The organism is Pseudodesulfovibrio mercurii (assembly GCF_000189295.2).
GTDB classification, from domain to species: Bacteria; Desulfobacterota; Desulfovibrionia; order Desulfovibrionales; family Desulfovibrionaceae; genus Pseudodesulfovibrio; species Pseudodesulfovibrio mercurii.
In genome coordinates, this window is the sequence record NC_016803.1 from 1,678,739 (window position 1) to 1,702,024 (window position 23,286).

Annotated in this window: 16 protein-coding genes and 1 tRNA gene; 5 read left to right on the forward strand and 12 right to left on the reverse strand. The window is 65.0% G+C overall.

Features of this window, described 5'->3' with window-relative positions; genetic code table 11:
• Nucleotides 1-363: 363 nt before the first annotated feature.
• Nucleotides 364-819, forward strand: coding sequence for a MarR family winged helix-turn-helix transcriptional regulator (locus tag DND132_RS07670; protein ID WP_014322147.1), 456 nt, complete (start codon nt 364-366; stop codon nt 817-819).
• A 149-nt stretch (nt 820-968) separates the two neighbouring features.
• Nucleotides 969-2,279, forward strand: coding sequence for a cytidylate kinase family protein (locus tag DND132_RS07675; protein WP_014322148.1), 1,311 nt, complete (start codon nt 969-971; stop codon nt 2,277-2,279).
• A gap of 116 nt (nt 2,280-2,395) precedes the next feature.
• Here DND132_RS07675 and DND132_RS07680 read toward each other — a convergent pair whose 3' ends face one another.
• Together DND132_RS07680 and DND132_RS07685 are read right to left on the reverse strand one after the other, a co-directional pair.
• Nucleotides 2,396-3,421 carry a TIGR00341 family protein gene (locus tag DND132_RS07680; protein ID WP_014322149.1) on the reverse strand — a complete coding sequence of 342 codons (1,026 nt, stop codon included), beginning with the start codon at nt 3,419-3,421 and terminating at the stop codon, nt 2,396-2,398.
• Between the two features lie 266 nt (nt 3,422-3,687).
• Complete coding sequence (locus DND132_RS07685; RefSeq protein ID WP_014322150.1) at nt 3,688-6,198, reverse strand: methyl-accepting chemotaxis protein; 2,511 nt, start codon at nt 6,196-6,198, stop codon at nt 3,688-3,690.
• A 383-nt stretch (nt 6,199-6,581) separates the two neighbouring features.
• Here DND132_RS07685 and DND132_RS07690 point away from each other — a divergent pair.
• Nucleotides 6,582-6,659, forward strand: a tRNA-Glu gene (locus DND132_RS07690).
• A gap of 165 nt (nt 6,660-6,824) precedes the next feature.
• On the opposite strand, the gene DND132_RS17635 is transcribed toward DND132_RS07690, so the two are convergent.
• The 9 genes from DND132_RS17635 to DND132_RS07735 all read right to left on the reverse strand — a co-directional run bounded on the left by DND132_RS17635 (nt 6,825) and on the right by DND132_RS07735 (nt 15,537).
• The gene (locus DND132_RS17635) at nt 6,825-7,352 is read right to left on the reverse strand and encodes a TonB family protein (protein ID WP_014322151.1); all 528 of its coding nucleotides are present in this window, start codon (nt 7,350-7,352) and stop codon (nt 6,825-6,827) included.
• Complete coding sequence (locus tag DND132_RS07700) at nt 7,349-7,783, reverse strand: ExbD/TolR family protein (protein WP_014322152.1); 435 nt, start codon at nt 7,781-7,783, stop codon at nt 7,349-7,351. Before DND132_RS07700 ends, DND132_RS17635 begins: the two co-directional genes overlap by 4 nt.
• Nucleotides 7,780-8,370: a MotA/TolQ/ExbB proton channel family protein gene (locus DND132_RS07705; protein WP_014322153.1), complete on the reverse strand. Its 591-nt coding sequence runs from the start codon at nt 8,368-8,370 to the stop codon at nt 7,780-7,782. Before DND132_RS07705 ends, DND132_RS07700 begins: the two co-directional genes overlap by 4 nt.
• Nucleotides 8,367-10,193 (reverse strand): CobW family GTP-binding protein, encoded by a 1,827-nt coding sequence (locus DND132_RS07710; protein ID WP_014322154.1) that lies wholly within the window; start codon nt 10,191-10,193, stop codon nt 8,367-8,369. The genes DND132_RS07705 and DND132_RS07710 overlap by 4 nt, the downstream gene beginning before the upstream one ends.
• Before the next feature lie 192 nt (nt 10,194-10,385).
• Entirely contained in the window at nt 10,386-11,555 is a 1,170-nt protein-coding gene (locus DND132_RS07715; RefSeq protein WP_014322155.1) for an MBL fold metallo-hydrolase, read from the reverse strand.
• 21 nt (nt 11,556-11,576) lie between these two features.
• Complete coding sequence (locus DND132_RS07720) at nt 11,577-12,980, reverse strand: hypothetical protein (RefSeq protein ID WP_014322156.1); 1,404 nt, start codon at nt 12,978-12,980, stop codon at nt 11,577-11,579.
• 63 nt (nt 12,981-13,043) lie between these two features.
• The gene (locus DND132_RS07725) at nt 13,044-13,259 is read right to left on the reverse strand and encodes a hypothetical protein (RefSeq protein ID WP_014322157.1); all 216 of its coding nucleotides are present in this window, start codon (nt 13,257-13,259) and stop codon (nt 13,044-13,046) included.
• 33 nt (nt 13,260-13,292) lie between these two features.
• Nucleotides 13,293-13,973 (reverse strand): FadR/GntR family transcriptional regulator, encoded by a 681-nt coding sequence (locus DND132_RS07730; RefSeq protein ID WP_041915744.1) that lies wholly within the window; start codon nt 13,971-13,973, stop codon nt 13,293-13,295.
• Nucleotides 13,974-14,259: 286 nt separating this feature from the next.
• Nucleotides 14,260-15,537, reverse strand: coding sequence for a PAS domain-containing protein (locus tag DND132_RS07735; protein ID WP_014322159.1), 1,278 nt, complete (start codon nt 15,535-15,537; stop codon nt 14,260-14,262).
• Between the two features lie 1,090 nt (nt 15,538-16,627).
• Here DND132_RS07735 and fdnG point away from each other — a divergent pair.
• Nucleotides 16,628-19,675 (forward strand): formate dehydrogenase-N subunit alpha, encoded by a 3,048-nt coding sequence (fdnG, locus tag DND132_RS07740; protein WP_014322161.1) that lies wholly within the window; start codon nt 16,628-16,630, stop codon nt 19,673-19,675.
• 10 nt (nt 19,676-19,685) lie between these two features.
• Nucleotides 19,686-20,411: a 4Fe-4S dicluster domain-containing protein gene (locus DND132_RS07745; RefSeq protein WP_014322162.1), complete on the forward strand. Its 726-nt coding sequence runs from the start codon at nt 19,686-19,688 to the stop codon at nt 20,409-20,411.
• 106 nt (nt 20,412-20,517) lie between these two features.
• Here the strand turns inward: DND132_RS07745 and DND132_RS07750 are convergent, their stop codons facing one another.
• Nucleotides 20,518-23,028: a plasma-membrane proton-efflux P-type ATPase gene (locus DND132_RS07750; RefSeq protein WP_014322163.1), complete on the reverse strand. Its 2,511-nt coding sequence runs from the start codon at nt 23,026-23,028 to the stop codon at nt 20,518-20,520.
• Between the last annotated feature and the right edge of the window lie 258 nt (nt 23,029-23,286).

Consider the following 23,286-nt stretch of genomic DNA (forward strand, 5'->3'; position numbering starts at 1 on the left):
GACCGCTTTTCCCAAACAAGTCCCGTTTTCTCCCTTCCTCCAACTCCATCTCCCCGCGTGTCACCCAAGTGTCATTTTCAGCGGCAACTATGGTTTTTGTGGCGAACATGGCGTTTTCACCCCATTGAAACAACCTAGGTAAGCGACCTTCCGGTTGATTGTTTACGGTCTTTCACGCCGTCAACAGGGGTTCAAATCCTCTTGGGGACGCCATATCGACCAGCAAAGGTCTCACGCTTCGAGCGCGAGGCCTTTTTCGGGCGCGCCCGGACCCTACGGCGGCCGCCCATCAGAGGATTGACAACCCCATCCGGTCCCATTATTGACTTTCGAATCATTGACAAGTCAACGATCGAGCGCGCCATGCAGACAAAAGACGTCATACGGTTTGAACAGGATTCGCCCATCCGCCGTATATCCAGACTGAGCCGACTGAACATGAATTCCCTGGCCGGGCCCATTTCGGCCATCGGCATCGCCCGGGGCACCTTCCCCTTTGTCATGGAGGTGCTGTGCCGAGAGGGCGTCATCCAGGAAGACCTCTCCAGACTGCTGTCCATCGACCGGGCAGCAACGGCCCGCGCCCTGAAACGGCTGGAGAGGGACGGTCTGATCGAGCGCCGGGAAGACCCTGCGGACAGACGAGGGAAGCACGTTTTCCCGACCGACAGGACGCGGGATCTGTGCGGCGACATCCTCGGCATCCTGACGCAGCAGAAGGAGGCCCTGTTCAACGGCTTCGACGAGGGAGAACGAGCGCTGTTCCTGCGCATGCTGGACCGGGTGATCGACAACATGGGCGCACCGACCTCCCCCTGATCGCCGGAGCCGCCTCCCGACGGCCTTCCGCATCGGCGCGTCGCCGTGTGGCCGCCGTCGGCACTTCCGTTTCATCGCGGTCCGGGCCCGACCCCGGCCCCCCCGGCCGCGCCGCGTACCGGCTTCAACCTCATCATAGGATTACAACAGTGCTTTCCACCCGCAAACTCATCGACGTGCTGACCATGATCCTGGGCCTGCTCATCATGGCCCTGGGCGTATCCGTCTCGGTCAGGGCGGATCTCGGGGTCACCCCCATCTCCTGCGTGCCCTACGTCTATAGCCTGAGCACGCCGTTCACCCTGGGCGAAATGACCATCTTCATGAACATCTTCTTCATCCTGGGGCAGATGGCCATATTGCGAAAACGGTATTCGCCCATCCAGCTCCTGCAACTGCCAGCGGTCGTCATCCTGGGCTACTGCATCGATTTCACCTACCGCCTGGTTTCCGGCATCGAGCCGTCGAGTTACCTGGAACAGCTGCTCTGGCTGCTGGTCAGCTGCGCGCTGCTGGCACTCGGGGTGTTCCTGGTGGTCAAGGCGAACCTGACCTACATCCCGGGCGACGGCCTGATCGTGGTCATCGCCGATACCTTCAAGAAGGATTTCGGCAAAACGAAGATGTGCTTCGACAGCTCAATGGTCGTCATCGGCCTGTCGAGCTCCCTGCTCCTCTCGGGCAGAGTGGCCGGGATACGTGAGGGAACCATCATCGCGGCCCTGCTGGTCGGTTATCTCATACAGCTCTTGAACAGGCTTCTGCGGGCGGCGGCCGCCCGGATCGAAGCCCGCGGCCGGACCGAGTCCCCGGCCGAGGCCCCGGCGGGCGTCTACGGGACCTTCCCGGTCATCACCATCTCCCGTGAATACGGGAGCGGCGGCCACGAGATCGGACAACAGATCGCCAAGAAACTGGGCTTCACCTTTTACGACAGGGAATTGATCGACCTGACCGCCCAACAGAGCGGCTTCACCGAGGACTACATCAAGGACCGGGAGCAGAAGATCAGCAACTCCCTGCTCCACGAACTCTACGCCCAGAACTACGCCTACGTGCAGGACAAGCTGCCGCCCACGGACCTGCTCTTCCTTATCCAGAGCAAGATCATCCGGGACGTCAGCGCCAAGCAGCCGTGCGTCATCGTCGGACGGTGCGCCAACTTCGTCCTCAAGGACAACCCCAGTTGCTTCAACATCTTCATCCACGCGAACGAGGCGTACCGCAAACGGAAGATCGTCGACGACTACAAGGCCCCCGCCTCCTATTCCTCCAAGGACCTGGAACAGATGGACCATGAACGGGCCAATTACTGCCTGAAATATACCGGCGGGAACTGGCGCGACGTGACCGGCTATCACCTGACCCTGGACAGCTCGCTGTACACCACGGAACAGCTCGCGAAAAAGATCATCGAACTGTTCCGCACGGCCCAACCGCGTCTGCGGGCGGCGGCCTAGCCTCAGCCCTCCCCGTCGCGGGACATCGCCGGAGCGGTCGTTTCAGCCACGGCGAGTCGGCGCGCCGCGTCAACCGGGGCGGGAAATCGTCACGAAGGAAAACGGGGAGGGAGCGGTCAGCGGGTCCGGAGGATCATCAGGCCGACGAGCACGGCCAGGAGCGCGGTCCAGGCCAGGGCCGCCCGCAGGGTGGCCTTTTTGGCGCGTTCCTTGTCCCACCAGGACAGGGGGCGGATGCCCTGGGCCAGGAAGGTGCCGACCCCGGCCAGGTTGAGGCAGATGATGTTCACGGCGAAGAGCAGGCCCGCCCCGCCCGCCTGGGCCAGGAAGCCCGCGCCCAGGAACAGGCCGCAGGCGATGAGCGGCGGGAGCAGGGACAGGGCGACCATGACCCCGACCAGGGAGGTGGGCACGCCCAGGGTGACGGTGATGATCCCGGCCGCGCCCGAGACCATGGCCAGGACGATGTCGGAATAGGCGGTCACGCTACGGATGGCCAGTTCGTGGTTCGCCTCGGGCACGCCGAGGAGCAGCCCGGCCCCCACGGACAGGGCGAAGCACAGCCCCACGCCCACGGCCAGGGTCTTGAAGGCCTCGCGGGTCAGGCGGGCGTCGCCCAGGGTGGTGGCCAGGGCCAGGCCCACGTTGGGTCCGAGCAGCGGGGCCAGGACCATGGCTCCGATGATGATGGCCACGTTGTCGCGCAGCAGCCCGATGATGCCGACCAGGGAGGCGAAGAGCACGAGCATGACGTAGTTCTTGGAGAGCAGGCTCGTGTCCAGGACGTCGTCGTACAGTTCCTCGCGGCTGATGGACCCGCTGCCGCCCTTGTTCTCCTCGGGGAAGACGGCGTGCGCCTTCTCCTCTTCCTTGGCCAGCTTGTCCAGGCGCGGCAGGGTGGCCTCGGCGGGATAGACCACGATGCGGTACTTGGAGGTCCAGGCGAAGAGTTCCTCCAGCTCGTCCAGGACGTTGCCGGTCTCGGCCACGTCCAGGACCACGCGGAAGGACAGGAACTCGCCGTCGTCGAGCGGCGTGGCCCAGAACACGTAGCCCGCGTCGGGCTGGTGCTCCTCCAGTGATTTCCTGACCTCGTCCTTGTCCGAACGGGGCGTGACGATTTCGATGACGCGCAATGCCATGGTGTCCGACCTCGCAGGGTTCCTGTACCACAGGCATACCACGGTCGGGCCGGGGAGTACATGCGCAAGCCCCCTCCCCTCGTCTCCTCACCCCACTCCACGCAAGACAGCCCGCCCCCCCCCGCGCCCGCACCCCGCGAAGCGGCCACAAAAAGTTTAGGAAGGGAGAGTGGATGGGGGTCCGGGGGAAGGGGAGAGGGAAAGCCCTTTTCTCAAAGGGTTTCCCTCTCCCCTTCCCCCGGCCGCAGGAGGCCGCGCCCCCGCCGCTAGGCGGAGGCGAGTTCGCCGATGAGGGCGTCGAGTTCGCGGGCCACGGCGTTCAGTTCCCGGCAGGCCTGGGCGGACTGGCTCATGGCCTGGCTGGTGTTCTCGGAGATGCGGTGCATCTCCTCAGTGGCCCGAGTGATCTGTTCCGAGGTGGCGGACTGCTCCTCGGCCGCGGCGGCGATGCCCTGGACCTGGCGCACGGAGTCGCGCGAGAAATCCACGATCTCGGTCAGGGACTCGCCCGCCTCTTCGGCCAGGGAGGTGCAGGTCTCGACCACGTGGGCGACCTTGTCGGTCTCGTTGACGTTGCGCTGGGCCATGGACTGGATGGCCCCGATGGCGCTGCCCACCTCGGTGGTGGCGACCATGGTCTTTTCGGCCAGCTTGCGGACCTCGTCCGCGACCACAGCGAAGCCGCGCCCGGCGTCGCCCGCGCGGGCGGCCTCGATGGCCGCGTTCAGGGCCAGCAGGTTGGTCTGGTCGGCGATGTCGTTGATGACGGTCATGACCCGGCCGATGTCGTCGGCCTGGCGGCCGAGTTCGCTCATGTTGTCCCGGAGCAGGGAGGCCAGTTCCTGGACCTCGTTGACCGAGCCGACCACCTTAACGACCACGTCGCGCCCGGCCTGGGCCTGGCCCTCGGCCTGCTCCGCGTTGCGCGCCGCCTCGTTGGCATTGCGGGCCACTTCGAGCACGGTGGCGTTCATCTCCTCCATGGCCGTGGCCGTCTCGGTGGCGCGGGCGCTCTGCTCCTCTGCCCCGTCGCGGGACTCCTCCACGCGCTCGGAGAGCTGTTGCGACGCACCGGCCACGCGCTCGGAGAGCCTGCCGGCCCGGTCGGCCACATCCAGCATCTTGCGCTGGGAGTCGAGGATGTCCGTCTGGTCCACGATGACTTCGAGGGCCCCGACCACCCTGCGTTCCGCGTCGTACAGGGGGCTGGCGTACCCCTTGATGTCCACCTCGCCCGCCTCGAGTTTGCCCCGGGTGGAACCCACGACGCGGTCCATGGAGCGCATGGCCTGGGTGCAGACGCAACTGTCGGTCTGGCAGATGTCGGTGTTGAAGACGCTGCTGCACGGCGTGCCCAGCAGTTCGGCGCCGTCGCGACCGGCGATCTCCTCGGCGTTCCTGTTGACGAAGAGCAGGTTGTGGTCGCGGTCCACGGTGAAGATCGGGAAGGGGAAGGAGTCGAAGGTGGCGGTGTAGGTGTCGGCCACCCGGTTCATACTGTGGATGAGCTGGGCGTAGGCCCCCTCGTACCGGCCCGCGTCGCCGCGCGCCCGGACCACGCCCCGTGCGACCTCGCGGGCCGTGGCCTCGCAGTCGTCGATGAGCGCAGAGAGATTGACCGGGATGGAGCTGACCGAGCGGTGGATGGCCCCGATCTCGTCGCGGCCGGTCACGGGCTCGCCCTGGGTCAGGTTGCCGCGCGAGACCTGTTCGGCCAGGGCGCGGATGCGCTCCAGAGGCCGGAACACGGCGTAGCGCATGACCCCGAGCAGGGTCAGCAGGGGCACGAGCACGGCCAGCCCGAAGAGAATCAGGACCAGGGCCACCGCGCCGTCGATGATCGCATTCTGGATCGAGATGTCGCGGGCCAGGGTGATCACGCCGATGGGTTTGCCCTGGTAGTCCTTCACCGGCAGGTAGGCCACGGCGTAGTTCCCGTCCACGGTCACGTACCGGCCGTCAACGGCCTTGCGCAGCCGGTCCGCCGTGACGAGGCTGTCCAGTTCGGCGTTCTCCTTGCCCGCCACGCGGACAAAGGCCTTGCCGACCAGGGGATATTTCGCGGGGTCCTGGAGGTTGGTGGTGGTCGGGAGCAGGGAGGCGTCCATATACAATGTATAGAAGCTGCCCTCGTCGTCCCGGAAGAGCTTGAAGACGTCGCCGTAGCTCTTGAGTACCTCCACCGAGCCGAGCTGGCGGCCCTCCGCGTCCTTGACCGCGACCACGCCCCGGATGGCGAAGCCGCCGCGTCCGGGCTCAATGCCTCGGCGCGGCTTGCCGTCGCGGTTCACGTCCAGGACGGTCTTGCGGAAGCTGGAAATGTCGTCGGACACGTCCACCCACTTGCCGTTGCGCTTGGCCTGCTTGTCGAGCCACATGCGCGCCAGGCTGCGCCCGTTGGGCAGATGGAAGTGGAGACGGAGCTTTTCGCCCATGGCCTCCCGGTACCCGGCCAGGACGGGCGCGAGTTCGGCGCGCAGGGCCTCGCGGGCATTCTGCACCACGGGATCGCTCTCATTGCCGAGATCGCCCTGGTGGGCCAGGGAAAAGGCCCGGATGACGCCGGGCATGCGGCTGAACAGAGAGGCCTCCTCCTCGGCCCGGACAGCGGCCTCCTCGGTGTTCTGCTCCAGGGTCCTGGCCGCGTTGCCCACCAGCATCCCGGCAAAGGAGGCCCGCAGTTCGCCGAACCGGCCGGTCAGCAGGAAGAACCCGATAACGCCGATCAGCAGAACCAGCGGGATGGTCGGCAACAGGACTTTGTACTTGATGCTCATCGTCTATGCTCTCCGGATGATGGGACGGCTCTCTGGCGCGGCCGCCGACTCTTGATGAATGGGTACCTGGGCGCAGGCACGGGCCATGACGCTCCACCCTAACACAAATTTATCCGCTGACAACCGCGGAGGCCGCATCATAGTAAGCATGTTCCTAATTTCACATTATTTTCGCCAATATCCCCGAACCGGGCCCGTGGAGCCGCCGCGCTTGTGAAAAATCGACATAAGCCCTGTCCCCGTGAGCGGGGACGCTCCCCCGGCGGGCCTCGGACGTGAAAAGGCTTGCCCTGCGGGACGATGTATGCCAAAAGGCCCGTTCCGCGAGCAGAACGGACCGACCGAACGGGCACGTCCCGGCCGACACGGACTCCGCGCCCCGCGTCCCCATCGTCTAGCCTGGTCCAGGACGACGGCCTTTCACGCCGTTAACAGGGGTTCAAATCCCCTTGGGGACGCCAAGGAAACACAAGGCCTTACGCAGATTGCGTAAGGCCTTTTCCTTTTCACGCGGCACCCGCGAGCGTCATTGCTCCTGGATCAGTTCCCGACCGCATCGGCCAGGGCCGCATCCGGGGCTTCCCGGCGGCAGGGAGGACACGCCTTGCGGCCCCGCTTCCGCGCACTCAGAGCGAATACTGGTATTTGACCGTGATGGCGATGGTCCAGGACTGTCCCTGGAGGATGGCGGGACGCTTGACGTTGCCGCTGGCGGCTTGGATGGCCTTTCGGGCGGCGGCGTCGAGCCTGGGGTTGCCCGAGGAGTGGAGCATGACGATGCCGGAGAAGGTGTCGTCCGGGAGGATGCGGAACCGGTAGCGGGCATTGCCGATCAGGTCGTCCAGGTCGCTGCCCGGCGGACGCCTGTTGTGCTCAACGGCGCTGTGCACCTGGGCCAGGAATCGTTTCAGGGCCTGCTGCCGAAGGCGTCTGGCCGCGTCCTCATGGTCGGTCTTTTCCTGGTCGCCGGAGACCCCCTGCTCCAGGGAGAGGCCGATGGTCCCCGGCGTGGACACCGAGAGATCGAAGTTCGTCGGGACGACGATGGTCTCGCCGGAAGGGACCGGGGTCCGATGCCAGTGCTGTTCCAGCAACAGCCAGTGCAGGAACAGGGAGATGACCAGGCAGGTCCAGATCGTCTGCCGGGAGGTCACTGATCCGTGCCGCCTGTTTCGCTCTGACGGGTGTTGGTCGCGATGATCAGGTTGTTGAACCCGGTCTTGCGCACCATGTCGATGATCCGCACGAACCGCTCGACCCGCGCCCGGGGCGCGGATTTGAGCAGGATGTGGTCCGGTTGCAGGGAAACGGGCCGCTCAAAGGTGTTTTGCAGCAGGTGGGTCAGATCGTTCAGGGTGATCTGCGCGGTATCGCAGAGGATGTCGCCGTTTTCCCTGAGTTCGATTTCCATGGACCTGCCGGTCACGGCCCGGGCCGTCTCGGCATAGGGCAGTTCGATGTCCACCCCCTTGGCCGTGAAGACCGCGGAGACCACGAAGAAGATGAGCAGGATGAACACCACGTCCAGCAGCGGGGTGATGTCCGGCGAGGCGGGCCTGGGGGCGTTGTGTTTGAAGTCGATCATGGCTCCGCATCCGGAACGGGGATCAGGCGCGCCGCGTGCTGCATGGCATGGGCGATCTTATCGTATTCACGACAGAACCAGCGATGGGCCAGCACGGCCGGGATGGCGATGCACAGCCCGGCGGCCGTGGTCAGCAGGGCCTGCCAGATGCCCCCCGCCAGCACGGTGATATCCACGTCCGCCGACGACGCCAGCCGGGAAAAGGCGTTGATCATGCCCAGCACCGTGCCCAGCAGTCCCATGAGCGGGGCCGTGGCCGCGGCCGTGGACAGAAAGTCGAGCCGGGCATTGAACCCGAACAGGACCTCGTCACCGGCGGCCTGGATGGCCGCCTCGCGGTGCGCCCTGTCCGGGGAGAAACAGGCCGCGAAAAAGGGGGCAAAGGTCGGGGCCGTTTCCTCCACGCCGTCCATGGCGGCCGCCCTGCCCTGCGTGCGGAAGGTTTCGAGCAGGGTGTCCAGCGCCTGGCCGGAGGGGAAACGGCGGGTGGTGAAGACCACGAGGCGTTCCAGGATCACGGCCAGGGCCGCCACGGACAGGATGAGCAGCGGCCACATCATGAAGCCGCCCAGTTGCAGAAGACTCATGCGTCCGCTCCTTGCAGTCCTTCCAATTGGGGAAGGTTGACGAGGTTCTTGCCGATGGCCACCAGGAATCCCTCCTGGTCGAAGTCGTCGCCCAGGGAGGAGAGCTCGTGGCGGCCGCAGACATACTGGACCACCACGGGCTGCGGAGAGTCCGCGAGGTGGACTATCCCCTTGAGCCGAAACACGGATTCCGGCAGGCCGTCCAGGGCCTGCAGAAGCCGGCCCCGGTCAAGGGCGGCCGGATAGAGAAACCGCTGCGAGGTGAAGCCCTCGTGGGTGTGGTCGTGGCGGTGCGCGTGGGGCCTGGCGGGCAGGAGCTCCGGGCGCTGCTCGAACGGGTCCGTGTCGTAGAGGCGGCCGGGGTTGACGGCCCCGAATTCCGTTTCCACCACCACGGCGCGGTGATTCAGTTGGCGAAGGGTCGTGCGCAGGGCCGCCAGTTCCTCCTTGTCCGCCAGGTCGCATTTGTTCAGCAGGATGATGTCCGCCGCCGCGACCTGGTCGCGGGCGATCTCGTTGTCGGCGAGCAGTTTCGGGGCGTTGGCCGCGTCCACCAGGGTGGTGATCGAGTCCAGGCGCACCAGGGGACGCAGCGTCTCCAGCTCGTTGAGAATATTGAATGGATTGGCCAGCCCGGTGGCCTCAAGCACGATGACCTTGGGGGAGAACCGGGCCTTGAGCTGTTCGATGCCCTTGGAGAGGTTGCCCGCCAGGGTGCAGCAGACGCACCCCTCGTCCAGCTCCACGATGGAATCGTCGCCTTCCAGCAGCCTGCCGTCCACGCCCGTCCGGCCGATCTCGTTCTGGATGATGGCGACCAGTTCATCGCGGGCCGCGTGGTATTCCAGCAGTTGATTGAGGAAGGTGGTTTTCCCGGAACCGAGGAAGCCGCTGAGCACGATCAGGCCGGGGCGGCTGTCAAAGGCCGGGGCATAGGCCTGGTCGAGGGAGAGGGCCCGCAGGTCGTGGGTCTTCCAGAACAGGGCGTCGTCCAGCGGGGGCGGCAGCGTGTCCCTGGATGCGGGCCCGGCGGCCGTTTCGCACCGGGCCGGGGCGAACGCGGCCATGGCGGCCGGTGTTTCCGGGTCGCCCCAGCAGAGCATGTCGGTGATCCGCTCGATGCCGTCGTCAAGGGGCGTCCGCCTGCCCGCGCCGTCGAAGACGATGCCGTGGTCCGCACTGCGGATGCGTCCGACCCGGCACGGCGGCTCTTCCAGGCTCCGGGTCACGGCCGCGCCCAGCAGCAAAAGAAAATCCAGGCTGATCGCATGGGCCGGGTAGTCCTCCTCGGCCTCGCCGGGGGAAATGACCCATTGGTTGTCCGGCGTCCGCACGCCGTCCCCGGCGATGCTCAGTTTCCGGTTCAACGCGCTGCATTGCAGGATCAGCCCCTTTTCCTCCGGGGTGAGCGAGGCCGACAGCCCGCCCATGCGGAAGGGGGCCATCCATTCGCCCATGGCCGTGAAGCGACGGACGGTCTCGAGATAGTCCGGCTGGACGGCGGCCATGTTCGCGGCCAGGGACATGGACTCCAGCAGCGATTCGTCGGCCGCCGGGAAATAGTACAGTCCGAGACGGGCGTGCTGTCCCTGATCGTCCGCCCAGGCGCTTTCCGTGGCCAGCCCGAAGACGCCCGGCCGGGCGTGGATCTTCAACGTCCAGCCCTGGGGCGCCCTGGGGCACACGGCCATGCCCTTCCAGCCGACCAGCCGTTTGAACTCCCGGTACTGGCAGGCCGCCAGCAGGCAGTTGGTCAGCATTCCGGGCAGGTCGATCCGCCTGTTCGGGCTGTGTTGATTCGGCAGTACGGCTGTGAGTTGCATGGCGCGACCTCGTTGGGGCGGCCCGGCCCGCCGAGACGGCGGACCGGGCCTGATGGGGTGGAGGTTAGATACGGGTATTCCCAGGGTGTGGGCGAAGGGCGATCCGCCGCGAGGCCGCGTCGGCCTCGAACGGGTTTCGCGTCCGGCGGATCATTCTTTCGCACATCCTGTTGTCGCTTTCGTCCGTGCCGGTCAGCAGCCGAAGCTGATTTTGTCTCCGTTGCCGAGATAGTCCTTGGAGGCCGAGCGGAAACGGGCGGTCCCGCGCACCACCGGATAACCGGCCTCGATGAACTTCTTGGCCGTCAGGTGGCCGGTGCAGTGGTTGCAGCCGATGCGCTCGAAGCCCCATTGGCCGAGGGAGATGACCAGGTCGTCGTATTTGGGGTCCCAATCCTCGAAGGGAGAGATGTGGAGCCCGCCGTAGATGCCGTAGAACCGGTCGTTGTCGTACTTGAGGTTGGCGTGGGCGAAGTCCGCGAACTTGAGGATGCCCTGGTGGCAGCAGCCGGAGATGAGCAGCAGCCCCTTGTCCTTGATGTTGAAGGCCAGCGAGGTCTCGCCGAACACGCGGTTGATGATGGGCACGTCGAACTTGAGCAGCGCCATGCCCGGGATGATCGGGGTGATGGGCTTGTCCGCGATGGTCATTTCGCCCTTGTAGCCGCAGTCCTTGATGTACTGGAGGCCTTCCTTGTAGAAGCCGTCGTGCACGTACAGGGGGATGCGGTTGTCGTACTTGACCGTGACCGGCAGGCCCCAGAAGTGATCCCAGTGCTCATGGGAGATGAACAGGGCCTCGATCTGCTGCTCCTCGAGCATCTTGTCGATGCCCTCGCGCTTGAAGCTGTTTTCCATCCACTCGTAGGACCAGCCGGTATCCAGCAGGTACTTGTGGATCGTGCCGTCCAGGTCCTCGACCTCCAGCAGGCAGGAATAGCCGCCCGGGTTCTCCGGGTGCAGGGCCAGCTTCTTCTGGAGATCCCAGGCCTTTTGCAGGTCGTTGGGCAGGAGTTCCTTGATGGAGGCGATACCCTCGTCGTAGGAGCCCTTGGCCGATCCCTTGCCGTTGGCGAACGGGGCCCAGTTCAGGGTGTACTGGTTGACCAGCAGGCCGCCGGCCTCGTGGATGTCGCCGATCAGGTGGGCGTTGTTGAACCAGCTCGTCTCGGAGATGTTGGTCACCCGGACGCTACGGCAGGCGCCGAAGTCCTGCATCTTTCTTTCGACCTTGGGCAGCCGGTTGTATGCCGAGGAGGTATAGGAGTACATCCCCATGCTGGCGAACGCACCGGCGACCAGGCCGGTGGCGGCGCCCTTCACGAAGTCGCGTCTGCTGATGTTTTTCTTGTCGTTGCTCATTATATTCTCCTTGTTCCCCGCTTAGTTGATGACGGTGAAGTTGGCACCGACCCAGGGCAGGGCGCTGATGATGACGAAGTAGAACAGCACCCCGGCGCACAACCCCACGGCGAGCCCCTTGGCCAGGCCCGGCGTCCAAAAGACATCGTGGGCCACGACCTCTTCCTCGACCTCCTCGAGCTCGATTTCGGTCTTGGGCACGGCCTTCCAGCCCGGCCAGCCGTCCATGAACCAGACATTGATCAGGAAGATGTTGATCAGCCAGATCATCGGGATCATGGGGAACTGCTGGGGATGGGAGAATCCCTTCTGGGTTCCCAGGAACAGGTGGGAGGTCTTGTAGTAGATGATGTAGACAACGGCGGCCAGGGCGGCGCTCAACAGGGTGCGGATGCAGACGTTGACCGGGCGGCTGAACTTGGTCGGCCAGTTGTTGCAGTAGAAGGTCAGGTACAGGGAGGGCACGAGCCAGAAGATGGCCATTTCGCCGACGTGCAGCCAGCGCCAGTCCGGAGCCATCAGACGGCGGGTGCCGCGGATGGTCTCGCCCCAGACCAGATCCTGCGCGTAGTACAGGAAGAAGCACAGGCACACGGCGATGGCGATGATGCCGAAGAAGGAGGCGATCCTGCGCAGGGCGTTGTTCTTGATCAGGTTGAAGGGATAGCGTTCCCATATGGTCTCGAAAAGCCAGACCACCACGGTGCAGCACATGATCCAGGCGATGTGGAAGTTGCCGGACACCGTGTTGGCGAATTTTTCCCAATAAGGCGGACAGATGGCCGTGAACTTCTGCCAGGGGTAGAAGAGGATGGCCATATGCGAATGCATGGTCAGGAAGTAGACGATCTTGCTCAGGAAGAAGGTGACCACCGCGATAGTGATGCCGCGGGCGGGCTGTTCCAGCTTCTGCCAGGGCGCGTTTTCGCAAGCCACCACCCAGCTCGGCGAGAGCCAGGAGGCGATGGCGGCGAACATCATGATCGCCTCGGCCGCGTATTCAATGGAATAGAAGTCGGTGATGCCCATGGCTTCGAGCCTGGCCGGGTTGAAGTAGGCGATGCCGAAGTTGCCGAGGATCTCGACGAAGAAGCCCTTGATGAGGATGACCATGGCCGCCACGCTGACGAGCGTGAGCACCGCACCCTTGACCAGGGGATGCGTGTTTTTGAGCCAGGACCGCTTGAAGGGCCAGAAATCGAAAATGTAGGCGACCCAGATGAAGAGGATGAGGAGCCAGCGGCAGACCATGTAGCCCACATAGGGGGTATACATGCGCATGAGCCCGCGCGGATCCTGGAATATCCACCAGGTGGCGTAGAAAAAGGCGAGGATGACGATCGTATTCACCAGCGCGGGGATAGGCCCGCTCCAACGTTTGACCAGCTTCCGACTCTCAAGGTAGCTGACACTACTGCTGTCCATTTTACACTCCTACCCAAGTTGGCCGGTCGGGGGTGATCGGTCCCCGAGCCGTAACTCTGCTTGTTACAATGTTGTTGTGGGGGCAGATTTCGAAATCATGGTTTCCAATTGTTCAAGGGTAACGGTAGCCGGATCGATGCCCATGGCCATGGCGCGGAGGAACAGCTCCTTTTCCGTCAAGGGCGCGGTCGTTTCCGTTGATTGTGCAGTGCCCCGGAGTCGCTCCCCCGTCTGGCCACCGAACGGCATCAATCGGCTGAAAAATTCTCTTCGTTTCATCGTGCAACCCGGTCCGTCGTTCGAGCGGGGAAATCAGTATTCCGGCAGGACCAGCCGACGCAGGGCCTGCACGCACTCCTTGGCGAGCTGTTCGGCGCTGTCGGCCTGGCCGCCCTTGAGCGCGTTGAACAGCTCGACATGGTAGGCGAACAGGGAGTCCACCTGCACCTCGGCGAGCCCTCCCCCGCTGTTCGAAAGGGTGGCGGAAGCCATCCCCAGCTCCTTGAGGAACAGCGTGAGGTAGTCGTTGGACGCGATCTCGGCCAGGGCGAGATAGAAGTAGATGAAGCGGTGTCCGATGGTCGGCAGGTCCGAGTTGACGATGGTCTGGCCGATGTCGGACGTGGCCTGCTCCAGCCTGGCGATGTCCGGGGCGGAGAGCTTGCCCGCCTGGGAGCGCGCCAGGCCGGGCGCGATCATGCTCAGCGCCTCGATCACCTGACGGAACGCGGTCGCGTTCGTGCGGACGCGCAGGCTTTCCCAGTTCAGGCGACCCTCCAGGCTCTTCAGGTAGCAGCCGCTCTTCTCCCGAATCTCGAGATAGCCCATGGATTCGAGGTTGCAGAGGGCCTCGCGCACGGTGTTCCGGCTTGTATCGAACATGGTCGCCAGCCGGCGTTCCCCGGGCAGCTTGTCGCCGATTGAAAAGGCCCCGCCGTTGAGCATGTCCACCATCTTGCGGCAAATAATGGGTCGTTGTGTTGTTGTCTGCATATCTGGCCCAACCAGTTTGAGGTTACGACTTTCGACTCACTGTTTTAAAACAGCATTACGGCTTCAAAAATGTATATGGCAAGGGTAAACGCAAAAAAATGTTTCAAACTGGTCCAACCAGATTTGAGAACAAGAAATCGAAAAGCGGGACATTTTTCGTGAACCGCCTCAATTTTCTATGGAATTATGGGAAAAAACCGATTGTCCGTGGAGAACGCGAAAAAACGGCGTCCGCTCCGGTTACGGAACGGAAACAATCGGAGGGGCCGAGGTGGTTGGGCCAGAATCAGCGCTTTCGGGCCAGGCAGCGTTCCAGGTTGACGAGGAATTCCTGGTGCAGTTCCTTCAGCGGGGCGTCGGAATCCGGATCATAGCTGTCGGGCTCGGTCGAGCAGAAGATCAGCACGTAGGCCAATTCGCCGTCGGTGAAAAACGGCTGTGCGTAATAGGAGCGGATGCCGTGGGGGATGAACAGGGCCCAGTCGATGGCCTTGATGCTCTTGGATGTCTCCGCCACCACATGGCAGGGCTGGTTGAAACGCAGGATGCTCTCCGCGATGGACCCCTCATAGGGATGCGCGAGTTCTTCGGGGTCCTTGTCGAACGGAGCGCCCACGCCGGTGACCGAGACGACGTTCCTGTTGATGAAGATGCGCGACAGGAGCAGGCCGTTGGTGGGGGAGCGCCTGGGGAGGGCCTTGAGCAGGGCCTTGAGCAGCGTTTTGACCGAGGCGCAGCGCCGCAGGGAGGCGACGGAAAATCCGGTGGACACGGTGTCGTTGCCCCTCACGGGCAATCCCTTGCAGGCCGTGCAGTTGTTGTGATGGTACAGCGTCATCCAGAGGAGATTGTCCTCCTGCCGCGCGATGGCCTGGATGTGGGCGGTACAGAGATGGCTCTGGCCCAGCGCGTCGGTTATGAGCAACCCCCCGTTCCAGTGGTCCGAAAAGATGAGTTCCTCGTAAATCTGATACAGGGCGGTGTCCGGATTGTCGCGCAGCAGGTCCTGGAGGGTCAGGCGCGACAAGGCCTGGTCGTCGTGCCCCAGGAATTGCCGGGCGGCCTGGTTGGCCAGATGGACGGTCCGGTCCACGAAACGGACCAGCAGGACGGGGTCGTCCACCAAGTCGATCCTGTCCGCCAGCTTGGGGCTCCCGGAGGCCTTGAGGATGGTTTCCGCATGGACGGAGATGTCCATGAGAATCCCCAGGGAGCAACGCGGGTAGGCCGGGTCGGGCATGCCCATCAGTTTGAACCATTTCATCTGCCCGGATTCCGTGCGCACCCGGAAGGAACAGGCCGTTCTCCTGCGGCTGAGGATCAGCTGATGGCAGGAGCGGAATTGCTGCCTGTCCTCGGGGAGGATGACCTCCTGGGGAATCTGCGGATTCTGCAGCACGGCCCTGATCCGTTCCCCCTCGGGGGAGGCCGCGTATTTGTTCAGGAACGTGATCTCGTTGCTGACCACGTCGATTCGCCAGACAATCCCGGGAAGTTCTTCAAAGTAATTGGCCAGGATTTTTTCTTCGGGATGGCTGTCCGGTTTTACACTGAGATCCGGCATGAGTTTCCTTTGTCGTGATACGGGAATGTTGATCGGCAGCCCGAGTCTTAACGCATTTTGAGAACGATTGGCAATCAGCGGCGGAGTTGGCCCCACCACTATGCGCAACTTACGGGAAAAGCGGGGAGAAATTGCGGGCGTCGGCGCTGCTTCGACAGCGTCACGGCGGGTAGTCCGGGACGGTATGGAGGGTATGGCGTCAGGATGGGCGTGGGGTACGATCGGCTTTTTCCTGTCCTTTATTTCATGGGAAGCACACGGCCCCGCGCGGCTCGCAGAGCCTTTTAGCCTGCCCGCCCCCCGGACGCGCGGCCTGGCCCTCCCTAATTCCACACGAATATCGAAGCGCCCATGCCGCCCCGGCATTATGTCTATATTGACATAATTGTGTGGAATCATTGTATTGTTTTGTTCTGTTGCCCGGTTTTTTCCCGTTATCTAGGGTGAGAATGAACCAAAAGTCCACCCGTTCGGCCGGGCGGCGGCGACGCCGTCACGAACGGGTGCGGGATCGCCTTCCGGGGAAGGGCTCCGGGAGGCTGGCCCGTGTGGATCGGCCGCAATGCAGGGGAAGGTATGCTCGCAGTCCGACACGCGAAACACGTCCCACAGAACAAGCCCGCCGAGCCGGCGTTCCCGGCCCGGCGATGCTGAGGGGGAGCCCATGGGCACCAGGTCCGGTTCCCTTCGATCCCCGCTCCCGCAAGCGCCGCCTCGCCCCGCGCCGTCTCGCCCCGCGCCCGGTCGAAGGCCGGTGCGGCCGCGCGCTGACGCCTCCTCGTCCTCCCCGCCTGTCCCGAGAGCAACCCGCCATGGCGGGTTTCACCATACCGTCGATGGAGGAATCCATGTCCGCATCCATCCGTAACAAGCCGTCATCCCTCCCGTCGGCCGCCTGTGTCCCGTTTTCGGGACTCGGGCACGCCATGGCGGCGGTGAAGGCCGTGGCCCGATACGCCCGCCCCGACCCGGAGACCGCCCCTGCCCTGCGGCCGGTCCCCGGACCCGCCGGGGCCCGTCGCCACGACCTGCTGCGCCGTCTTTGCCGGGAACCACGGGCCGGATGACACACCAAACCAAAGGAGTGGGTATGACCGTCAACAGAAGAAGCTTTCTCAAACTGGCCGCAGTGACCGCCGTTTCGTCGGCGTTCTGCGGGCTGGGATTCGGGTCCGAGGCCCTGGCCGTGGACCGGATCGCCATGCTCCAGCCCCAGTGGAGCAAACAGACGACCTCGGTCTGCTGTTACTGCGCCGTGGGCTGCGGCCTGATCGTCAACACCGACCTCAAGACCAAGCGGGCCGTCAACGTCGAGGGCGACCCGGACCATCCCATCAACGAGGGGGCCACCTGCGCCAAGGGCGCGTCCATCTGGCAGCTGGCCGAGAACGACCTGCGGCCGAAGCGCCCCATGTACCGCGCGCCCCATGCCACGGAATGGAAGGAGGTCTCCTGGGAGTGGGCCCTGGGTGAAATCGCCAAGCGGGTCAAGAAGACGCGCGACGCCAGCTTCACCGAAAAGAACGCCAAGGGGCAGGTGGTCAACCGCTGCAACGGCCTGGCCTCGGTGGGCTCGGCGGCCATCGACAACGAGGAGTGCTGGACCTACCAGGCCATGCTCCGCGCCCTGGGCCTGGTCTGGATCGAGCACCAGGCGCGCATCTGCCACAGCTCCACGGTGGCGGCCCTGGCCGAGAGCTTCGGACGCGGGGCCATGACCAACCACTGGAACGACATTGCCAACAGCGACTGCATCCTGATCATGGGCAGCAACGCGGCCGAGAACCACCCCATCTCCTTCAAGTGGGTGACCGAGGCCATGACCAGGGGGGCCAAGCTCATCCACATCGACCCGCGCTTCACCCGCACCTCGGCCAAGGCGGACCTCTACTGCCAAATCCGTGCGGGCTCGGACATCGCGGTCCTCGGCGGGCTGATCAAGTACATCCTGGACAACGACCTGATTCAGAAGGACTACGTGGTCAGCCACACCAACGCGACCTTCGTGGTCGGCGACAAGTACGACTTCCATGACGGGCTGTTCAGCGGCTACCACAAGAACGGCGACGACGCGGACTACGCGGGGGCCTACGACAAGTCCCAGTGGGCCTACAAGACGGACGCCCAGGGGCTGCCGGTGCGGGACGAGACCCTGACCGACCCCCGGTGCGTGTACAACCTGCTCAAACGGCACTACGCCCGCTACACCGTGGACAAGGTCGTCAGCGCCTCGGGCATCGACCGCGACGGGCTGCTCGAATTCTACAAGAGCTTCGCGGCCACGGGCAAGCCGGACAGGGCCGGGACCATCATGTACGCCATGGGCTGGACCCAGCACACCGTGGGCACGCAGTACATCCGGACCATGTCCATGGTCCAGTTGCTGCTCGGCAACATCGGCGTGTCCGGCGGCGGGGTCAACGCCCTGCGCGGCGAGTCCAACGTCCAGGGGTCCACGGACCACTGTCTGCTGTGGCACATCCTGCCCGGCTACCTGGCCATGCCCAACGCCTCCCTCTCGACCTACGAGGCATACGTCGCCGCCAAGGCCAAGCCGCACCTGCAAGGGGCCAAGGACCCCAAGAGCGCGGCCTGGTGGCAGTACTACCCGAAATACATGTCGAGCTTCCTCAAGGCCATGTACCCCGAGGCCACGGCCGACCAGGCCTACGCCTGGCTGCCCAAGGCCGAGGACGGCACGACCTACACCTGGCTCCAGCTCTTCGAGGCCATGGACAAAAAGGCCTTCACCGGCTTCTTCGCCTGGGGCATGAACCCGGCCTGCGGCGGGGCCAACGCGGGCAAGAACCGGCGGGCCATGGCCAACCTGGACTGGATGGTCAACGTCAACATCTTCGACAACGAGACCGGCTCCTTCTGGCGCGGGCCCGGCGTGGACCCGAAGAAGGTCAAGACCGAGGTCTTCTTCCTGCCCTGCTGCGTGTCCATCGAGAAGGAGGGGTCCATCACCAACTCAGGCCGCTGGATGCAGTGGCGCTACCAGGGGCCCGACCCCAGGGGCGAGTCCAAGTCCGACGGCCACATCATGACCGAGCTGTTCGAGGCCGTCCGCGCCCTGTACGCCAAGGAGGGCGGCGCCTTCCCCGAGCCCATCAGTAATCTGGCCGTGGAGATGTGGAAGAAGGACGGGCAGTACGACTCCAACCAAGTGGCCAAGCTGATCAACGGCTACTTCCTCAGGGACGTGACCATCAAGGGCACGACCTACAGGAAGGGCACGCTGGTGCCGAGCTTCACCCTGCTCCAGGACGACGGCTCCACCAGCTCGGGCAACTGGCTGTACTGCAACTCATACACCGAGCAGGGCAACATGGGCGCGCGCCGGAGCACCGCGCAGACCCCGGAGCAGGCCAGGATCGGGCTGTTCCCCAACTGGTCCTGGTGCTGGCCGCTGAACCGGCGGATCATCTACAACCGCGCCTCCTGCGACAACACGGGCAAGCCCTACGCCCCGCAGAAGCCGGTGATCACCTGGAACGGCGAGAAGTGGGTCGGCGACGTGCCGGACGGCGGATGGGCCCCGGGCACCAAGTACGCCTTCATCATGCAGCCCCACGGCCACGGCCGCATCTTCGGCCCCGGCCGCCAGGACGGCCCCTTCCCCGAGCACTACGAGCCCATGGAGACCCTGTTCAAGACGCACGAGTTCTCGGCCCAATTGAACAACCCCACCGCCCTGCGCTTCGCCCACGAACCCATGGCCGTGGCCGATCCCAAGTATCCTTACGTGGTCACGACCTACCGCGTGACCGAGCACTGGCAGACCGGCCTGATGACCCGCCACACCCCGTGGCTGCTCGAAACCATGCCGCAGATCTTCGTGGAGATGAGCGAGGAGCTGGCCAGGGAAAAGGGCATCGCCAACGGCGAGAAGGTCACGGTCGAGTCCATCCGGGGCAGCATCTGGGCCATCGCCATCGTGACCAAGCGGATGCACCCGCTGACGGTCATGGGCAGGACCGTGTACCAGATCGGCCTGCCCTGGTGCTTCGGCTGGCAGATGCCCCACGACGGCAGCGGCGGCGACTCCGCCAACCTGCTGTCCCCGGCCGTGGGCGACCCCAACACGGGCATCCCCGAAACCAAGGTCTTCGTGGCCAACGTCCGCAAGATGTAAGGAGAACGCAATGAACGGTAAATCATTCCTGGTGGACCTGACCCGCTGCACCGCCTGCCGCGGCTGCCAGATCGCCTGCAAGCAATGGAAGAAGCTCCCGGCCGAGAAGACCACCAACTGGGGCTCGTACCAGAACCCCAAGGACCTGTCGTCCACGACCATCCGGCTGGTCCGCTTCGAGGAGGCCGTGGAGGACGGCAAGCTGTTCTGGCTGTTCTTCCCGGAGCAGTGCCGCCACTGCGTGGACGCCCCCTGCTCCACCGTGCCGGACAACCCCGAGGCCATCATCCACGATCCCGAGACCGGGGCCGTGGTCTACACCGAACTGACGGCCAAGGAGGACGGCGAGTCCATCCGCATGGCCTGCCCCTATGACATCCCCCGGGTGGACCCGGTGACCAAGGTCGTGAACAAGTGCGACATGTGCATCGACCGGGTCCGGGCGGGCAAGCTCCCGGCCTGCGTCCAGGCCTGCCCCACCGGGACCATGAACTTCGGCGACCGCGAGGACATGCTCAAGCTGGGCCAGGAGCGGCTCGCCGCGGCCAAGAAGAAGTATCCCAAGGCCATGCTGGTGGACCCGGACTCCACGCGGGTCATCTACCTGGCGGGCGTCTCGCCGGACAGCTACTCCAAGTACCTGGAGTCGGACGCCTCGGACGCCATGCCGGACAAGATGTCCCGGAAGCGGTTCCTGGCCGGGCTGGGCGCCCGCGCGCGGACCATGCGTTCCTGACGATTCGGCGCGTCCCCGCCGGGGGGCGCGTACACCTCCATACCGTCGGCCCGGCCCCTGCCGGGCCGACGCTTTTTTACGGGAATTCGAGGCCCGGAGGGCCAGGTCAGCGCCCCCGGCACCAGCCGGAGTGCAGGGACTCGCGCACCCGGCACAGGAAGGTCCGGTTGCGCGCGGAGCCCTCGCCCGTGTGCCGGTAGATGTACACCTTGACGTAGTCGGTCAGGAAGGCCCAGACCAGGGAGTAGGCCCAGACCAGGCCGATGGCCCCCCAGTTGATGGGCGCGATGAGCCCGAAGCCCCAGGCCGCCAGGAAGGTCCCCAGGAGCTTGGTGCCCACGGCGGACCAGACCATGACCGGCGCGGGATACGGCGGCTCCCAGAAGTGCCCCCGGCTGCGCGAGACGAACAGGGTCAGGTGCCCGGACACGGCCATCTTCAGGAAGATGTAGGTCTGGACCTCGCCGATGGACAGGTGCAGCCAGGTCAGCCCCAGGTAGAGCATCAGGAAGCTGCCGAACACCCCGGTCAACCCCATGGCCAGGGAGACCGACAGGACCCGGTGCATGTCCCAGCGGACCGGGTCGGGGTCCAGCCAGGTGCGGTCGTAGGCGATGGTGATGATCGGCACGTCGTTCAGGAAGGCCAGCAGGATGATCATGATGGCCGTGATGGGATAGAAGTTGAAGGCGATCATGGCCAGGACCACGAAGATCATGATCCGGATGGTCTCGGTGATGCGGTAGATGGCGTAGCTGTCCATGCGCTCGAAGATGCGCCGGGCCTCCTCCACCGCGTGGATGATGACCGAGATGCCCGGCGCGGTCAGGACCAGGTCGGCGGCCATGCGCGCCGCGTCCGTGGCCCCGCTCACGGCGATGCCCATGTCCGCCTGCTTCAGGGCGGGGGCGTCATTGACCCCGTCGCCGGTCATGCCCACGATGTGGTTGCGCGACTGCAACAGCTTGACGATGTTGTACTTGTGCTCCGGGAAGACCTGGGCGAAGCCGTCGGACTTCTCGACCTCCCCGGCGGCGTCCCGGAGGCTCGCCGGGTTGTCCGCGTCGGCCTGGAGCCACTTGCCCGCCACGGAGATGTTTTGGCCCAGGTTCAGCTGGCCGGAGATTTCCTTGGCGATGGCCAGGTTGTCGCCCGTGACCATCTTGACCTCGATGCCGTGCTTCCCGGCCTGCTCGATGGTCTCCCGCGAGTCCTCGCGCGGCGGGTCGAACAGGGGCAGGATGCCCAGGAAGCGCCACTGCCCGTCCTCGTCGCTGCGGGCCACGCCGATGGTCCGGTATCCCTTGACCGCGAAGCCCTGGGAGGCCTCCTCGGCCTTCGCCCGGATGGCCTCGTCCACCCAGGACAGGTCCAGAATGACCTGGAGCGCGCCCTTGCTGACCTTGAACTCCGCGCCGTCCGGCCCCTTGACCAGGGCCTCGGTGCGCTTGCTCACCGGGTCGAAGGGCACGAACTTCTCCTGGGCGTATTGCGACAGGACCCCCTTGTCCGCAAGCCCGTCCATGACCGCGATATCGATGGCGTCCTCGTTCTCGACCTTGGAGGCCAGGCTCCCGGCCAGGACGAGGTCGGCCTCGTCCGTGGCCGCGAAGACCACGGGCTCGCCGAGCCTGAGCTTGTTCTGGGTCAGGGTGCCGGTCTTGTCCGAGCAGAGGATGTCCATGCCCGCCATCTCCTCGATGGACTCCAACCGCGAGACGATGGCCTTCTCCCTGGACAGGGCCAGGGCCCCCACGGCCATGGTCACGGAGAGCACGGCGGGCATGGCCACCGGGATGGAGGCCACGGTCAGGATCAGGGCGAACTGGACCAGCTCCAGGAACGGGGTGCCCCGGAAGAGCTGGACCACGATGAGCACGGCCACCAGGGCCAGGCTGAGAAAGATCAGGTAGTCGCCGATGCGGATGACCGCCTTCTGGAAGTGCGAGACCGCCTTGGCGTCGGACACCAGCCGGGCGGTCTTGCCGAAGAAGGTCTCCGCGCCCGTGGCCGTGACCACGGCCTCCATCTCGCCCTGGCGGGCCACGGCCCCGGAATAGGCCAGGTTGCCCACGCCCTTCTGCACGGGCAGGGACTCGCCGGTCAGGGCGGACTGGTCCACGCTGAGGAAGTCGCCGTCCACCAGGCGGCAATCGGCCGGGATGATGTCGCCCATGCGCAGCCGGATGACGTCGCCGGGCACCAGGTCGCGGGCCTCGACGCTCCGCCACTCGCCGTCGCGCAGGACCCGGCCCTTGAGGGCCAGCTTGCTCTTCAGGGCGTCCACGGCGTTGCCCGCCTGGTACTCCTGCCAGAACCCGACCACCGCGTTGAAGACCAGCAGGGCCAGGATGATGGCGAAGTCCGCCCAGTGGCGCACGGCCAGGGAGAGGATGGCGGCCACCTCGATCATCCAGGGGATGGGCCCCCAGAAGTAGCCGAGGAACTGCATCAATGGGCTGACCTTGTGCTCCTCCAGGGCGTTGGGCCCATACTGGGCCAGACGCCGGGCGGTCTCGGCCCCGTCCAGCCCCTGGGGGCCGGAGTGCTGGGCCGCGAAGACCTCTTCGGGGCTCTGGTAATCCTGTTCGTTGGCGTTCGTGGTGGGTGTGGCCATGGTCGTGTCCTCCGCTATGAAACGCCTGCCGCGCGGCAGGTTGCGTTGCGTGTTCATCGGCGGCGTGCGGCGATGGCGGGCCGACGGACCCGGCCGGGCCGGGTCGGCGTCCGTCCGCGACACGGCGGGCGGAACGCAACCGATACCGGCAACCATAGCACACATGGCCTGTTTTGGAAAAGGGACGGGACCCGGCGGACGGCCTGTCGGGCGGGTCCGGCCGATGGGCGGCAAGGGGCTCGTTTCACAGGTGATCGG

Bases quoted from the DNA above. Each gene is read 5' to 3' on its own strand.
- DND132_RS07670 (WP_014322147.1), top strand. From the start codon at position 364: ATGCAGACAAAAGACGTCATACGGTTTGAACAGGATTCGCCCATCCGC.
- DND132_RS07680 (WP_014322149.1), bottom strand. From the start codon at position 3,421: ATGGCATTGCGCGTCATCGAAATCGTCACGCCCCGTTCGGACAAGGAC.
- DND132_RS07685 (WP_014322150.1), bottom strand. From the start codon at position 6,198: ATGAGCATCAAGTACAAAGTCCTGTTGCCGACCATCCCGCTGGTTCTG.
- DND132_RS07700 (WP_014322152.1), bottom strand. From the start codon at position 7,783: ATGATCGACTTCAAACACAACGCCCCCAGGCCCGCCTCGCCGGACATC.
- DND132_RS07705 (WP_014322153.1), bottom strand. From the start codon at position 8,370: ATGAGTCTTCTGCAACTGGGCGGCTTCATGATGTGGCCGCTGCTCATC.
- DND132_RS07710 (WP_014322154.1), bottom strand. From the start codon at position 10,193: ATGCAACTCACAGCCGTACTGCCGAATCAACACAGCCCGAACAGGCGG.
- DND132_RS07715 (WP_014322155.1), bottom strand. From the start codon at position 11,555: ATGAGCAACGACAAGAAAAACATCAGCAGACGCGACTTCGTGAAGGGC.
- DND132_RS07720 (WP_014322156.1), bottom strand. From the start codon at position 12,980: ATGGACAGCAGTAGTGTCAGCTACCTTGAGAGTCGGAAGCTGGTCAAA.
- DND132_RS07725 (WP_014322157.1), bottom strand. From the start codon at position 13,259: ATGAAACGAAGAGAATTTTTCAGCCGATTGATGCCGTTCGGTGGCCAG.
- DND132_RS07730 (WP_041915744.1), bottom strand. From the start codon at position 13,973: ATGCAGACAACAACACAACGACCCATTATTTGCCGCAAGATGGTGGAC.
- DND132_RS07735 (WP_014322159.1), bottom strand. From the start codon at position 15,537: ATGCCGGATCTCAGTGTAAAACCGGACAGCCATCCCGAAGAAAAAATC.
- fdnG (WP_014322161.1), top strand. From the start codon at position 16,628: ATGACCGTCAACAGAAGAAGCTTTCTCAAACTGGCCGCAGTGACCGCC.
- DND132_RS07745 (WP_014322162.1), top strand. From the start codon at position 19,686: ATGAACGGTAAATCATTCCTGGTGGACCTGACCCGCTGCACCGCCTGC.
- DND132_RS07750 (WP_014322163.1), bottom strand. From the start codon at position 23,028: ATGGCCACACCCACCACGAACGCCAACGAACAGGATTACCAGAGCCCC.